6 protein-coding genes are annotated in these 14,054 nt (G+C 40.7%); 3 read left to right on the top strand and 3 right to left on the bottom strand.

Annotated elements, in window-relative coordinates:
- Nucleotides 1-116: 116 nt before the first annotated feature.
- Nucleotides 117-1,700 (top strand): arylsulfatase, encoded by a 1,584-nt coding sequence (locus AABK36_RS12160; protein WP_309938693.1) that lies wholly within the window; start codon nucleotides 117-119, stop codon nucleotides 1,698-1,700.
- 223 nt (nucleotides 1,701-1,923) lie between these two features.
- Nucleotides 1,924-3,459 (top strand): FAD-binding protein, encoded by a 1,536-nt coding sequence (locus AABK36_RS12155; protein WP_309938695.1) that lies wholly within the window; start codon nucleotides 1,924-1,926, stop codon nucleotides 3,457-3,459.
- Between the two features lie 13 nt (nucleotides 3,460-3,472).
- On the opposite strand, the gene AABK36_RS12150 is transcribed toward AABK36_RS12155, so the two are convergent.
- From AABK36_RS12150 to AABK36_RS12140, 3 genes are all read right to left on the bottom strand, one after another.
- The gene (locus tag AABK36_RS12150) at nucleotides 3,473-4,267 is read right to left on the bottom strand and encodes a glutathione S-transferase family protein (RefSeq protein WP_309938696.1); all 795 of its coding nucleotides are present in this window, start codon (nucleotides 4,265-4,267) and stop codon (nucleotides 3,473-3,475) included.
- Nucleotides 4,268-4,306: 39 nt separating this feature from the next.
- Entirely contained in the window at nucleotides 4,307-5,263 is a 957-nt protein-coding gene (locus tag AABK36_RS12145; RefSeq protein ID WP_338390275.1) for a glutathione S-transferase N-terminal domain-containing protein, read from the bottom strand.
- A gap of 74 nt (nucleotides 5,264-5,337) precedes the next feature.
- Complete coding sequence (locus AABK36_RS12140; RefSeq protein ID WP_309938701.1) at nucleotides 5,338-5,862, bottom strand: Crp/Fnr family transcriptional regulator; 525 nt, start codon at nucleotides 5,860-5,862, stop codon at nucleotides 5,338-5,340.
- A 278-nt stretch (nucleotides 5,863-6,140) separates the two neighbouring features.
- Here AABK36_RS12140 and AABK36_RS12135 point away from each other — a divergent pair, with 278 nt between their 5' ends.
- Nucleotides 6,141-14,000 carry an SDR family NAD(P)-dependent oxidoreductase gene (locus AABK36_RS12135; protein WP_309938703.1) on the top strand — a complete coding sequence of 2,620 codons (7,860 nt, stop codon included), beginning with the start codon at nucleotides 6,141-6,143 and terminating at the stop codon, nucleotides 13,998-14,000.
- Nucleotides 14,001-14,054 lie beyond the last annotated feature (54 nt).

Below are 14,054 nucleotides of genomic sequence, written 5' to 3'. Positions count from 1 at the left end.
ATTAAATTGTGAAAATAATTTTTTGGCAATATGGGATAATTATTGGGCATAAGTGAATATTTGAAGCGAAGTATCTGTGATACATTTGTGTCATAAACAATGATCACAGAGAAGATATGAATACAAAAGATTTAATCAAAAGCGTAGGATTAGGAGCTGCATTGGTTGGAGTTACTTTGCCTTCTCAAGCGGAAAAGCAGGAAACGAAGAAAGATAAAAAAGACAAACCCAATATCTTGGTGATTTGGGGCGATGATATTGGTGTGCATAATATAAGCGCTTACAATCATGGTATTATGGGATATCAAACACCAAATATCGATAGGCTGGCAAATGAAGGAGCGATGTTTACAGACTATTACGCTCAGCAAACATCTACTGCCGGACGCTCTTCATTTATTACTGGTGAGCACCCATTCAGAACAGGTACATTGACCATAGGCATGCCGGGTTCTCCGCATGGTATTCCGGATTGGGCACCGACGATAGCCGATCTTCTTAAAGAGCATGAATATGCTACAGCTCAATATGGCAAGAATCATTTGGGGGATCAAGACAATCACTTGCCGACTAATCACGGATTTGATGAGTTTTTTGGAAATCTATATCATTTGAATGCCGAAGAGGAGCCGGAAACATATTATTATCCTAAGGACCCTGAGTTTAGAAAGAAATACGGACCTAGAGGTGTGATCAAAGCTACAGCCGATGGCAAAGTTGAGGATACCGGGCCATTGACGCAAAAGAGAATGGAAACGGTAGACCAAGAGTTTTTGACGGAGGCGCTAGATTTCATGGACAGAAAAGCGAAGGATGACGAGCCGTTTTTCATGTGGTTCAATGCATCGCGTATGCATGTCTGGACGCATTTGTCTGAAGAAGCTTATGGCAAAACTGGTATCGGCATATATCCTGACGGAATGGTTGAGCATGATGGACATGTTGGTCAGTTGTTGGATAAATTGGAAGAGCTGGGCATCGATGAGAATACAATCGTCATCTATTCCACTGATAATGGAGCTGAGAAATTCACTTGGCCTGATGGCGGTACTTCTCCGTTTCATGGTGAAAAAGGGACTACTTTTGAGGGTGGATTTAGAGTGCCTGGACTGGTAAGGTGGCCGGGTGTTATCGAGCCCGGTACTAAAATCAATGAAATATTCTCTCAAGAGGATTGGTTGCCTACTTTGTTGGCCGCTGTGGGCGATGATAATGTGGTTGAAAAGTTAAAAAAAGGCGCTGATTATAATGGCAAGCATTGGAGAGTGCATCTGGATGGATATAACTTTTTGCCTTACTTTAAAGGAGAGGTGAAAGAATCTCCAAGAGAAACGATTTACTATTTCACTGCTGACGGGCAATTGGATGCTGTGCGATGGAATGACTGGAAAGTGCAATTCGCTCAAATGGGAGAGGGGAATATCGCTACAGGCTCCAGACGAATAACAGGTTGGCCGATGCTGACAAACTTGAAAGCTGACCCTTATGAAACAGCGCAATTCGAGTCGGATATGTATATCCGTTGGTATGGAGATAATATGTGGTTGTTTGTGCCAATTAAGGATCAAATCGGCAAATTCTTCGCCACCTTGCCTGGTTATCCAATGCAAGAAGGGACGAGCTTGAATGCTGGAAATATCAGTTACCAATCTCTTAAGATGCAGAAACTGATAAAGCAAATTGAAGAAATAACTAAATAAAGATAACCGTTCTATTTAACATTTGTGTTTTGACTATCTGGAATCCCCTTCATGTATTTGGAGGGGATTTTTTGATTTTGTTAGAAATTAAATGTCTTTGAATTAATAATTTAAGAATTTTATTTTATTGAATTATTTTAATAAATATATTTGTCACAAGAGTGATTTTTTAATTTATTCATTAGTTTATTTTCATAGATTTTTTTTTCAAAACTACATTTTTATGCATATCGAAAGAAAGCCTGCCAAGAGGTCGAATTGGTCGAGAACGGAAAATTATGTTGCTTATAGTCAAATTAAAGTTAGTAGTCCTGAAGATATATCAGAAGTGATCAAGATTGCCAATGAAACAGGCAAGAAGATTTATGTTCAGGGTCGAGAGCATCATTGGGGAGCTTGTGGGGAGAGTGATGAGAGTACGATTGTTATCTCTCCTGATATTCATTTTTTTTCAGAGATTAAAGAAATTGATAGCAATGAGGCAAGTATTGAAATTGGTGCGAGTGTAAGACTTGAGGAGTTAAATCTGCATTTGGCGAATACTTCTTGGGCTTTGGAGAATATGGGAGCGATAGCGGAGCAAAATGTATCTGCTTTGGTAAGCACAAACACTCATGGAGCTCATCCGAAAAAAGGAGGATTTTCGACATTGGTTCAAGAGTTGGTTTTTGTGGATGCAGATGGTATTATTCATACTTGTATTCGAGGACATGAGTCGTGGGAGTTAGCGAAGTTTGTGCTGGGAAGCACAGGAAAAGCGGGGGTGATTACTAGTTTGAGATTGAAACTTGTCCCTTCATTCAATTTAATGGTGGAAGAGGTGATGTTTGAGAATTCGGACGCTTTGAAGCAAGAATCATTTGATCAAAAATTGAAAATAGCATTGGAAAACGATGCTTATTTGAGGTGGTTTTTGTTCCCAAATTCAGGCACAGGGAAGGTGTTGAAAGATAGTGAAGGCTGCCCTTTGGATACTTATGAAACAGGTAATACTCAATTGACTGTTTGGAGAAGAACTTCCAAGAATGGAAAAGGAAGAGGATGGCTCAGGGGCAAGATGGAAGGTTTTGTCGCGAATTATATGTCTAAGAAAATTGACAAGTTCTTGGATAAGGATTTTAAAGACAGGGATCCTGATTGGTTGCATAAAGTAACCCGATTGATGATTTGGTTGATGAGTCGGCCATATTCATTTGTGGGAAGATCTGATTTGGCTTTGACAGCGGAGCCGAATATGCCGATCAAAAGCCAGATAGGCTCTCATACAACGGAATTGTACTTTAGAAGCGAATGCGCTGAGTGTGTCATTAAATCAGTATTGCGCAAGATCGATGAGATGGCTTCGACAGGAAAGTGTTTTGTATGGAAGCCTATGCGGTTGAGAGTTATGTCGGGAGATCAGGATGCGTATTGCAGTCAAGTTTATGATCAAAACTCATCAGGTGATGTATATATGACCATGGATATTGATATCTATGAAGGACAATTTGTTGGCAAGGTCGAGTCGGTTTATTCTGAATTAAGAAAAGAAGCTGATAAAGCTATATTGCGGTACAATCAAGAAAATAAGGTCGAAATGCCTTTGACAAGTTTTCATCTTGGGAAAACAGCGCCACTGTTGCATGACGAGTATGGTGAATTATTTAGATCAAGACCGGGGATACGTATTTTTATAGAATATTTAAAAAAGCAAAAGTTTCAGACTTTTACGCATCCCCGGTTTATGGATTTGTTTGGGTTGACAGAGAAGCCGTCTTGATTTTAACAATTTCTTAAATAGTTCTTGTGGCTTTTCTTTTAATGAACATGATGCATTTGACTAGCCAAAGGGGGAATGTCGGCATTTTAGATTTGTTATTGTAGCTTGGGCGATTTTCAATGTCGTTAATCCATCGCATAATATTGGGGTATTGACTTAGGCTAAAGCCGTAGTTTTTTAGGGCAAGGGCATTCATTCCCCAAGCAATGTCTGAAAGTGTGTAAGTGTCGCAGGTTAAATAGCGATGTTTACCTAATTCATTTTCTATTTGGGTTAGAATTGTATGATTTGCTTTCATGACTTCGTTTTTCACCTTTGAGGACATGTTGTAGCCTTTGTTTTTTAAAAATTCAGCTCTTTTAGGATTGATTTTTTGATAGATAGAGAAGTTTTTTGCCGAGCAAGGCCTGCCTATGCCTACTGAGTATAAATATGCGGCTATATTTTCCAGATGGCTGTTAGCGGCGTAATCTACCCATTCCCACATAGATTCGATTTCTTCTTCTTTGTCAGGTAAAAGGGAGGGTGTTGGAAATTTTTCTTCGAGATATCTTAAGATGTCTTCCGAGCCATAGATGGATTTTCCTTCATGGATAAGTGCAGGAACTTCGCCGAGCGGATTGATTTGCAAATAATCCTCTTGTAGTTGTTCGCAAGTTAATAGATTGATCTCATGACCTGTCCATTCTAGTTTTTTTTCTTCCAAAGCCAAGCGAGCTCTTGCAGAGCAATTAGATCCTCCTGCATGAAAGAGGTGAAATCCTTTAAGATCAAGAAGTTTTTTATCAGTAAGGTTGATGATCGGCATGATAGTGTATTTTAGAGATGAAGAGTTTGATGAATGATTTTACCCGCAAGCGCCGTAACATTGCTTAGGGATGTGTATATGAACAAAGTTGGAAGAATTGATGTGATGCTTGAGAATTATCTTGTAATTATCTTCGCCTGCTAAGACTCCATGAATGGGCGATGTGATTTCACCAACCTTGTCATTAATGCTAAATGAGATTTTTTTCCCAATTCTAGAGCTGTTGTTCATGCTTTCTGGAATTTTTAATGGTGAATTAGATTCAGCTATTTCAAGGGCGGTCTCAGGCTTAAGTTCTTTAAGGTTTGAGGAATTAAAAGAATCAATTCTTTCCAGCCAAGGTATGATGTGACGGGTGTCTTTGGCGAGCTTTAATTTATTTAATTGGTAATGATACCAAATATGGTTGTAAGCAGTGAAATCAGATAGCGTTGGTTGAAGATCATTGAATAAGAATTTTCTCTTAGACAACATATTGTCCATTTTATGAATGAATTCAATGGATGCCTGTATGTGCGCTTCTTTTGATTTGCCTTGATTAAGATTGAATTCAGGATGTTTTTTTTTAATTTTTATTCTGTCTTTGAGGAACTCGAACGCCTCTTTAGGCGGAATCGACCTGAAGTAGCCTATGATGAAATCAATTGGAGATAACGAGACAAGCATGGAAATGAAAATCTCGTTTTCACAGTAGTCGATAAATTCTCGTTCTTCTTGTTTGAGACAGGTTCTGTCAAGATAGTTGTTGTTTGTTTCGATTGCGATTTGTTTGGATATCAAATCAGTGTCGCAATATATGTCAGCTCCAATTTGAAGAATAGGGATTCTTCGACTGTAATTATTTGCTAACTTTTCTTGAATGGGTCTTGGAACGCCTTTGGGCGCAATTACTGACATCCAGTTGGCTTGTGAGTAGTCAAGCATAGCCATAATCTTTTGAGAATAAGGAGAACCTAAAGTTCTGTGAAGGATAAGAATTTTATTGCTAGGCATCATTTTGTTGTTTTGTTTGATGCAAATGTAGCTTATCCGTTTCGTCAAAATTTTACCAAATGTTAAAAACGACGAGCTTAGTGTTTTTGTGATCTGATTCTGCTTAAGCTTTGCTGTGTGACACCCAAATAACTTGCTATGTCTCCTAAGCTTGCTTTCGCGAAGATTTTTGGTTGTGATGCTATGAGTTTCTCGTAACGTTCTTTGGCTGTTAGCATTTGCATGTCGCTTAGTCGTTCGATAATTTGAGACATGATATCAAAGGTAAAGGCATGGAAAGCTTTAGCTGTTTCAATGTCTTGGTAGAAGAAATTGAATGCTTGTTCTCTGCTTATGGAAAGGCTGACAACCGGTTCCATAGTCTCCAAGCCATAGTGTGACGGTGTTTGTTTCATGAAACTCTGCATAAGTGTTATCATGTCGTTTTCGAAAGAAAACCATGTGCTGATATCATTGCCTTTATTGTCGTAATAAAAACCTCTAACGGATCCGCTTTTGATTAAATAGACTTTTCGGCAAACTTCAGGAGGCCTTAGGATTGGGTGATTGGCTTCGAATTGTTCTAATTTGCCATGGGTTTGAAAAAAGCTGTTAAAGTCCATTTAGATTTATTGATTAGAGTTAAGTCAAATATAACAACGGTCTTGAACTTTGGTGTGTTCGAGGGGAATCAGGGATTGATGAGAAATGAATATAATTTTAAAAAGCTATGAATAGTAATATTTATAAGTATATAATTCATGTGAAATATTTTTTTTTCAAAAAAAACGAGAAAAAAAATCTGAATCTGTCACATATCAATTCTTGACTTGTCATACTCATTGTGCAAGTTTATATGGAAACTTGGCTGGTATGTAATTAATCCATAGATCATTTTTTTATGGCAAAAATAGATAAAATGCTACAGGAAACTCCTGTCGCGATTGTAGGGATGGCATCTTTGTTCGCGGATTCAGCGAACTTGGAGCAGTATTGGGAAAACATTTTACAAGGTATTGACTGTGTAAAAGAAGTTCCTGGAGACAGATGGAAAATTGAGGATCTATATGATCCGGATCCGATGAAAGCCGATAAAACTTATTGCAAGGTAGGTGGCTTCATTCCGGATATTGATTTCAATCCAATGGAGTTTGGACTTCCTCCTAATTTGCTGGAGGTGACAGACGCTTCCCAACTGTTGAGCTTGCTTGTCGCTAGAGACGCTTTGACAGATGCTGGATATGCTCCAGGTTCCGAAGCATTGAATGCGGATGTTAGAAAAAACACAGGTTGTATCCTAGGAGTTGGTGGAGGACAGAAATTGATCACTCCGCTCACAGCGAGACTTCAAGAGCCTGTTTGGAGAAAAGCGCTCGAAAAGCATAATTTGCCTGAAGAGGAGATTGTGCAGATTGTAGAAAAGATAAAAGCGGCTTATATACCGTGGACTGAGAATTCATTCCCAGGCATGCTTGGTAATGTGATCGCAGGCCGTGTTGCAAATAGATTTGATCTTGGAGGAATAAACTCTGTAGTTGATGCCGCATGCGCAGCTTCATTAAGCGCGATTAAGATGGCAGTATCGGAGTTGATCGAAGGCCGTTGCGATATGATGGTTACAGGAGGGGTTGATACAGACAATTCTCCTTTCATGTATATGAGTTTTAGCAAGACGCCGGCATTTTCTAAGCAAGGCAGCATTCGTCCTTTTGATCATGAAGGTGATGGTATGCTAATCGGCGAAGGTGTTGGTATGGTTGTGTTGAAAAGACTTGACGATGCGGTTAGGGATGGAGACAGAATCTACTCGGTTATCAAAGGAATAGGAGGCTCTTCGGATGGTAAATTCAAGAGTATTTATGCTCCAAGGCCTTCAGGCCAAGCATTGGCTATGAACAGGGCTTATGAGGAAGCTGGATTTGACGCATCTTCTGTAGGTTTGATCGAAGCGCATGGTACAGGTACTAATGCTGGTGACGCTGCGGAAGGAGAATCGATGAAAATGGTTTTCGGTGCGAATGACGAGCGTAAGAATCACATTGCCTTGGGTAGTGTTAAGTCGCAGGTAGGTCATACTAAAGCTGCGGCAGGTGTCGCGGGTATGATCAAAGCGGCAATGGCGCTTCATCAAAAAGTTCTTCCGGGAACTATCAATGTTACCCAGCCTAATGAAAAATTAGATATAAATAATTCTCCGCTTTATGTAAATACGGAAACTCGTCCTTGGTTTCGAAAGTCTTCTCAAACACCGAGAAGAGCAGGGATAAGTGCTTTTGGTTTTGGAGGTGTCAACCTTCACTTCGCAATGGAAGAATATACTGCTGAACAGCAAAAAGCATATCGCGTTGAGAATTTTCACAATTTGATATTATTGAATGCCGCTACTCCAGCGGATTTAATAACTGAAGTTGACGCTAAGCTTGAAGCATTGAATTCAGATGATGCCAGCATCAATTTGAAAGAGCTTGCGATAGCGTCGAAAACAGTTAATATACCGTCTCACAATGCTAGATTAGGTTTTGTAGCATCTTCGACGACAGAAGCAGTGAATAAGTTGCAAGTAGCTCGTAAGATGTTAGTCGAGAAGCAAGCAGAGGTAGAATGGAATCACCCGTTGATGGGAGTCTATTATAGAAGTTCAGCTGTTTCAAATTCTGAAAAAGTTGTAGCTCTATTTGCCGGCCAAGGTTCCCAGTATGTGAATATGGGAAGAAGTTTGGCAAACTCATTCCCGACAGTAAGAAATGCTTTCGCGGATTCTAATAATTTGTTTGAGAATGCGGGAGAAAGCTTGTTGACTGATACAGTTTATCCAATTCCTGTATTTTCTGATGAAGAAAGAAAAAATCAACAAGCTGTGTTGACAAGAACGCAAAATGCTCAGCCGGCGATTGGCGCTTTGAGTGCGGGAATGTTCAAATTGCTTAAAGGAGCAGGTTTTGAGGCTGACTTTTACGCAGGACATAGTTATGGTGAATTGACGGCGCTTTGGGCTTCGGGAGTTATCGATGAGACAACATTCCATTCATTGTCCAAGGCTAGAGGAGCTGCGATGGGAGCTCCAAATGATGGCGAAGACAGCAGCATGTTGGCAGTTAAAGCTCCTGCTACGGCATTGAAAACAGAAATAGCGGTTTATTCAGATGTGAAGATCGCCAATGTTAACTCTGATAATCAAACGATACTTGGAGGTTCTACAGCTAGTCTGCAAAGATTGAAGGATGAATTGAAAGCTAAAGGTTATTTGGCTACATTGCTTCCAGTTTCAGCGGCTTTCCATACGCCATATGTTGAGCATGCGCAAAAGCCATTTGCTCAAGCTATTGCTAATGCGAACTTCAAGACCAGTTCAAAAGTCGTTTATTCAAACACTTCAGGAGCCGCTTATCCAAATCAACCGGAAAAATACAAGCAGATTCTTACCGACCACATGTTGAACTCAGTTTTGTTCAAAGATCAAGTTGAGAATATCTATAATGCCGGAGGTCGAGTATTTGTTGAGTTTGGGCCGAAAAATATTTTGACCAACCTCGTAAAAGATATTTTAGGAGAAAAGCCATATCATGCGATTGCTTTGAACGCTAATCCTAAGAAAGATGATTACCAGCAATTTGTTGAGGCTGTAATTCAGCTTTCAGTATTGGGTATACAGGTTCAAGGTTTTGATAAATTCGCTTTGGATAAGGTTGAGAAAAAGCCTAAAGCGAAGATCAGTGTGACATTAAACGGAGCCAATTACGTGTCTGATGGTTACCGTAAAAAATATGAAGCTTTATTGGCGGAAGAAGTATCAGCTTCTAATAGCGCTGAAGAGCCTAAGACATTGGCTGAGGAAATTGAAACAGTAGTTGTTGAAACTCAGGATGTCGCAACAGTATTTCAAGAAAAAATTCTAAATAAGAAGAATAAAGAGTTAGAAGAAGCCATGGCAGAGAAAGAATTGTTAAATCAGATTCAGGCTGATATTCAACGTTTGACAGATCAGCAGGGAAGAATCGAGCAAATGCTTAAAGCATTGTTCAGCATGCAAACGGAGAATCAATTGCAAGCGGCTCAACAACCTGCGGCTCAATTGGGTCAAGCTGAAGTGAACAACACTCAACCTGTTGTGGAAACCCCAACTCTAGAGCCTGTTGACACTGTTGTAGAGGTGAAAGCTCCAGTAGCTGCTGCACCAGTTCAAGAGCCTGTTGCTCCATCTCAAGGTGGTGTCTCACGCAAAGAGATTGAAGATTCACTAATGGTTGTGATTGCCGAGAAAACAGGATATCCTTCGGAAATGCTTGAAATGAGCATGGATATGGAAGCTGATCTTGGAATCGATTCAATCAAACGTGTTGAAATCTTCGGTGCAATGACAGATGCTAATCCTTCAGTGCAAGGAGTTGAGCCTTCTGAATTGGCAGAACTAAGAACATTGGAGCAAATCGCTGATTATATCGCTTCAAAAGCGGGCGCTACATCGGCTCCTGCTGCTCAAGCTGCACCAGCAGTTGAAACTCCAGCTCCAGTAGCTGCTGCACCAGTTCAAGAGACTTCTGCTTCATCTCAAGGTGGTGTTTCACGCAAAGAGATTGAAGATTCTCTTATGGTAGTGATTGCTGAAAAAACAGGTTATCCTTCGGAAATGCTTGAAATGAGCATGGACATGGAAGCTGACCTTGGAATCGATTCAATCAAGCGTGTTGAAATTTTCGGCGCGATGACAGATGCTAATCCTTCAGTGCAAGGAGTTGAGCCTTCTGAATTGGCTGAACTAAGAACATTGGAGCAAATCGCTGACTATATCGCTTCAAAAGCGGGCGCTACATCAGCTCCTGCTGCTCAAGCTGCACCAGCAGTTGAAACTCCAGCTCCAGTAGCTGCTGCTCCAGTAGCTGCTGCTCCAGTTCAAGAAACTGTTGCTCCAGCGCAAGGCGGTGTTTCACGCAAAGAAATCGAAGATTCACTAATGGTCGTGATTGCTGAGAAAACAGGTTATCCTTCAGAAATGCTAGAATTGAGCATGGACATGGAAGCTGATCTTGGAATCGACTCAATCAAGCGTGTTGAGATCTTCGGTGCGATGACAGATGCTAATCCTTCAGTGCAAGGAGTTGAGCCTTCTGAGTTGGCTGAACTAAGAACATTGGAGCAAATCGCTGACTATATCGCTTCAAAAGCGGGCGCTACCTCATCTCCTGCTGCTCAAGCTGCACCAGTAGTTGAAACTCCAGCTCCAGTAGCTGCTGCTCCAGTTCAAGAGCCTGTTGCGCCAGCTCAAGGTGGTGTTTCACGCAAGGAAATTGAAGATTCACTTATGGTTGTGATTGCTGAGAAAACAGGTTATCCTTCAGAAATGCTAGAATTGAGCATGGACATGGAAGCTGATCTTGGAATCGACTCAATCAAGCGTGTTGAGATCTTCGGTGCGATGACAGATGCTAATCCTTCAGTGCAAGGAGTTGAGCCTTCTGAGTTGGCTGAACTAAGAACACTCGAACAAATCGCTGATTATATCGCTTCAAAAGCGGGCGCTGCATCAGCCTCTGCTGCTCAAGCTGTACCAGCAGTTGAAACTCCAGCTCCAGTAGCTGCTGCTCCAGTTCAAGAGACTGTTGCTCCAGCGGAAGGCGGTGTTTCACGCAAAGAAATCGAAGATTCACTAATGGTAGTAATCGCTGAGAAGACAGGTTATCCTTCAGAAATGCTAGAATTGAGCATGGACATGGAAGCTGATCTTGGAATCGACTCAATCAAGCGTGTTGAGATCTTCGGTGCGATGACAGATGCTAATCCTTCAGTGCAAGGAGTTGAGCCTTCTGAATTGGCTGAACTAAGAACATTGGAGCAAATCGCTGATTATATCGCTTCAAAAGCGGGCGCTGCATCAGCTCAAGCTGCACCAGCAGTTGAAACTCCAGCTCCAGTAGCTGCTGCTCCAGTTCAAGAGACTGTTGCTCCAGCGCAAGGCGGTGTTTCACGCAAAGAAATCGAAGATTCATTAATGGTTGTGATCGCCGAGAAAACAGGTTATCCAGCTGAAATGCTAGAGTTAAGCATGGACATGGAAGCTGATCTTGGAATCGATTCGATTAAGCGTGTTGAGATCTTTGGAGCGATGACAGATGCTAACCCTTCAGTGCAAGGAGTTGAGCCGTCTGAGCTTGCAGAGTTAAGAACACTCGAACAAATAGCTGATTATATCACTGCGAAAGCAGGTGGAAATACGGAGTCTGCGGACGCCGAAAAAAAAAAGCCTACACAACAGTCTAGTGTAGAAACATCAAAAACAAGCACACAAGGAGACTCTACAGCGTTTACTGCGGGTGAGTATCCTCGTGTGCCTCGTTCCGATGTAAGAGTAAAATTCATTCCTGAGCCGGACCAGCTGAACATACCAGTTGATGCACAATCTACAGCTTTGGTTACCAATGATGGCTCAGGTTTGACTATTTCAGTATGCGAAGAGCTTATTGCAAAAGGTCATCAAGTAACCATTTTGACTTTCCCAGAGTCATTAGTTCGTAAGAACAAAACCGCACTGCCTCAAGGTGTAAAAGAAATCATTCTAACAGAAGTTTCAGATCAGAATATTGGAGAAGCAGTAGCTCAAGCAGGATCTGTAAGCAACTTTATTCATTTACAGCCTTCATTCCTTTTCCCTCTTGGAAAATTAGGATTCCACTTTGACAAGGAAAAAGCTTTAGTAAAGTCTGTATATCTATTGGCAAAGCACTTAAAGCCGACATTAAATGAGAATTCTAAAAAGCAAAGAACATCTTTCATCTCAGTAATGAGACTTGATGGTGCTTTGGGTGTTAAAAACCCAGGAAATATTTCATTCATTAGTGGAGGATTGTTCGGATTGAATAAATGTCTGAATCTTGAGTGGAAAAACGTATTCTGCCGCGGTATCGATATCGCATTTACAATGAATGCTGAACTTGCAGCTTCTAAAATTGTAAACGAGATTTATGATGCAGATAATTGCCTGACAGATATTGCTTACAATGCTGAAGGCAAGAGATTTACTTTAGTAGCTGAAGAAATGGAGCCTGTTCAAGGTCAAATTGATTCTACCATCACTTCTGAAAATGTATTTGTAGTTACAGGTGGAGCAAGAGGCGTAACGGCTGATTGTGTGAAGCAAATGGCTAAGACATTTAAGTCTAAATTTATCTTGATTGGTAGATCTCCATTAGCTGATTCAGAGCCAACTTGGGCACAAGGAATTGACGATAAAACAGCTCTTAATAAAAGCGCTATGCAAGCTTTGATTGCTGAAGGTAAGAAACCGCTTCCTAAGGATGTTCAAAGAATGGTAGGAAGAGTTTTAGCTCAAAGAGAGATTCAGGAAAATCTTGCCTATATCAAATCTGTTGGAGCTGAAGCATATTACAAATCAGCAGATGCCACAGATCCAGAAGCTTTGAAAAAAGCAATTGATGAAGTAACGTCGATTACTGGTAAAGTTACAGGAATCATTCACGGCGCAGGAGTCTTAGCTGATAAATTGATTGAGAATAAAACGGAAGCTGATTTTGATGCGGTATTTGATGTGAAGATCAAAGGCCTGTTGGCAGTTACTTCAGCTGTAAATATTCATGATATCAAGCATGTGGTATTCTTCTCTTCTGTGGCAGGTTTTTATGGAAATGTTGGCCAGACTGATTATGCTATTGCAAATGAAATTCTAAGCAAAACAGCTCATTTATTTAAGAAAAATCATCCTGATGTTCATGTAGTTTCAGTAAACTGGGGCGCTTGGGACGGCGGAATGGTAAGCGATGGTCTTAAGAAAATCTTTGACGAGCATGGCGTTTCATTAGTTCCTATGGAAGAAGGTCCTGTTGCGATGACGGATCAATTGAGTACTCTATTTTTTGATCAGCCGCAAGTGATCTTGGGCGGAACTTTGCCAATGGCGTCAGCAGACACTACTGGAGAGTTAAATACTTACGAAGTAACTAGAAAATTATCTGAAGAAGCTAATCCATTTCTTTCGCACCATGTGATTCAAGGAAATGCAGTTCTTCCGATTATCAATGCTTCTAACTGGATGGCTCAAACTGCTGAAGATTTATATCCGGGATTTAATCTTCATAAGCTTGAAAATGCTAAGCTGTATAAAGGAATTGTATTTGACGGATCGGAAAAAGACCAATATACTGTTACGGTTAAGGAACTAGAAAAGAGCGAAGAGGAAATAACAGTTAGCGTTATGGTATCTTCCGCTGGAGCTAAATTACCATTGAATCATTATGGATCAACAGTAACATTGAGAAGCAAACCAGCTGAAAGACCAGTTCATCAAATCCCATCTAAAGATATCGTGCCTGTAGTGGCTGATGCTTCTTCGGTATACGAAGATGGAACGCTTTTTCACGGAACAGACTTCAGAGGAATCAAGCAAGTGATAACTCTGGATGAAAGCGGAACGACATTCTTGTGCGAGCATGACGGTGTAGAAGAAGAGAGACAAGGACAATTTCCTGTAAAGGCTGTCAACTCATTCTTGACGGATATCATGTACCAAGGTCTTCTGGTATGGGTAAGAAGATTCCAAGGATGCGCAAGCTTGCCATTAAGAACAGAGTGGGTGCAAGTATATGAAGCGCTTCCATTCGGAAAACCATTTTATGTAAGAATTGATGTGTTGAAGGCTGATGATTTTGCAATGGAAGCAGATATCGTAGCATTCGATGCAGAGACAGGTAAAGAATACTTAAGAAGTCACAGAGCTGGTGTTACAGTAAGCCGTGACTTGAAGTGGAGTTAATTTGGTAAATCAAAAGTTCAGTATTGAAGATAGCAGGGAGGGCTTGAGTTCTCT

It is taken from the genome of Aureibacter tunicatorum (assembly GCF_036492635.1).
Taxonomy (GTDB): Bacteria; Bacteroidota; Bacteroidia; order Cytophagales; family Cyclobacteriaceae; genus Aureibacter; species Aureibacter tunicatorum.
This window is presented reverse-complemented; position numbering and strand designations above follow the sequence as displayed.

Excerpts from the sequence above, each read along its gene's own strand:
- AABK36_RS12160 (WP_309938693.1), top strand. The coding sequence starts at position 117 with ATGAATACAAAAGATTTAATCAAAAGCGTAGGATTAGGAGCTGCATTG.
- AABK36_RS12150 (WP_309938696.1), bottom strand. The coding sequence starts at position 4,267 with ATGCCGATCATCAACCTTACTGATAAAAAACTTCTTGATCTTAAAGGA.
- AABK36_RS12135 (WP_309938703.1), top strand. The coding sequence starts at position 6,141 with ATGGCAAAAATAGATAAAATGCTACAGGAAACTCCTGTCGCGATTGTA.
- AABK36_RS12155 (WP_309938695.1), top strand. The coding sequence starts at position 1,924 with ATGCATATCGAAAGAAAGCCTGCCAAGAGGTCGAATTGGTCGAGAACG.
- AABK36_RS12145 (WP_338390275.1), bottom strand. The coding sequence starts at position 5,263 with ATGATGCCTAGCAATAAAATTCTTATCCTTCACAGAACTTTAGGTTCT.
- AABK36_RS12140 (WP_309938701.1), bottom strand. The coding sequence starts at position 5,862 with ATGGACTTTAACAGCTTTTTTCAAACCCATGGCAAATTAGAACAATTC.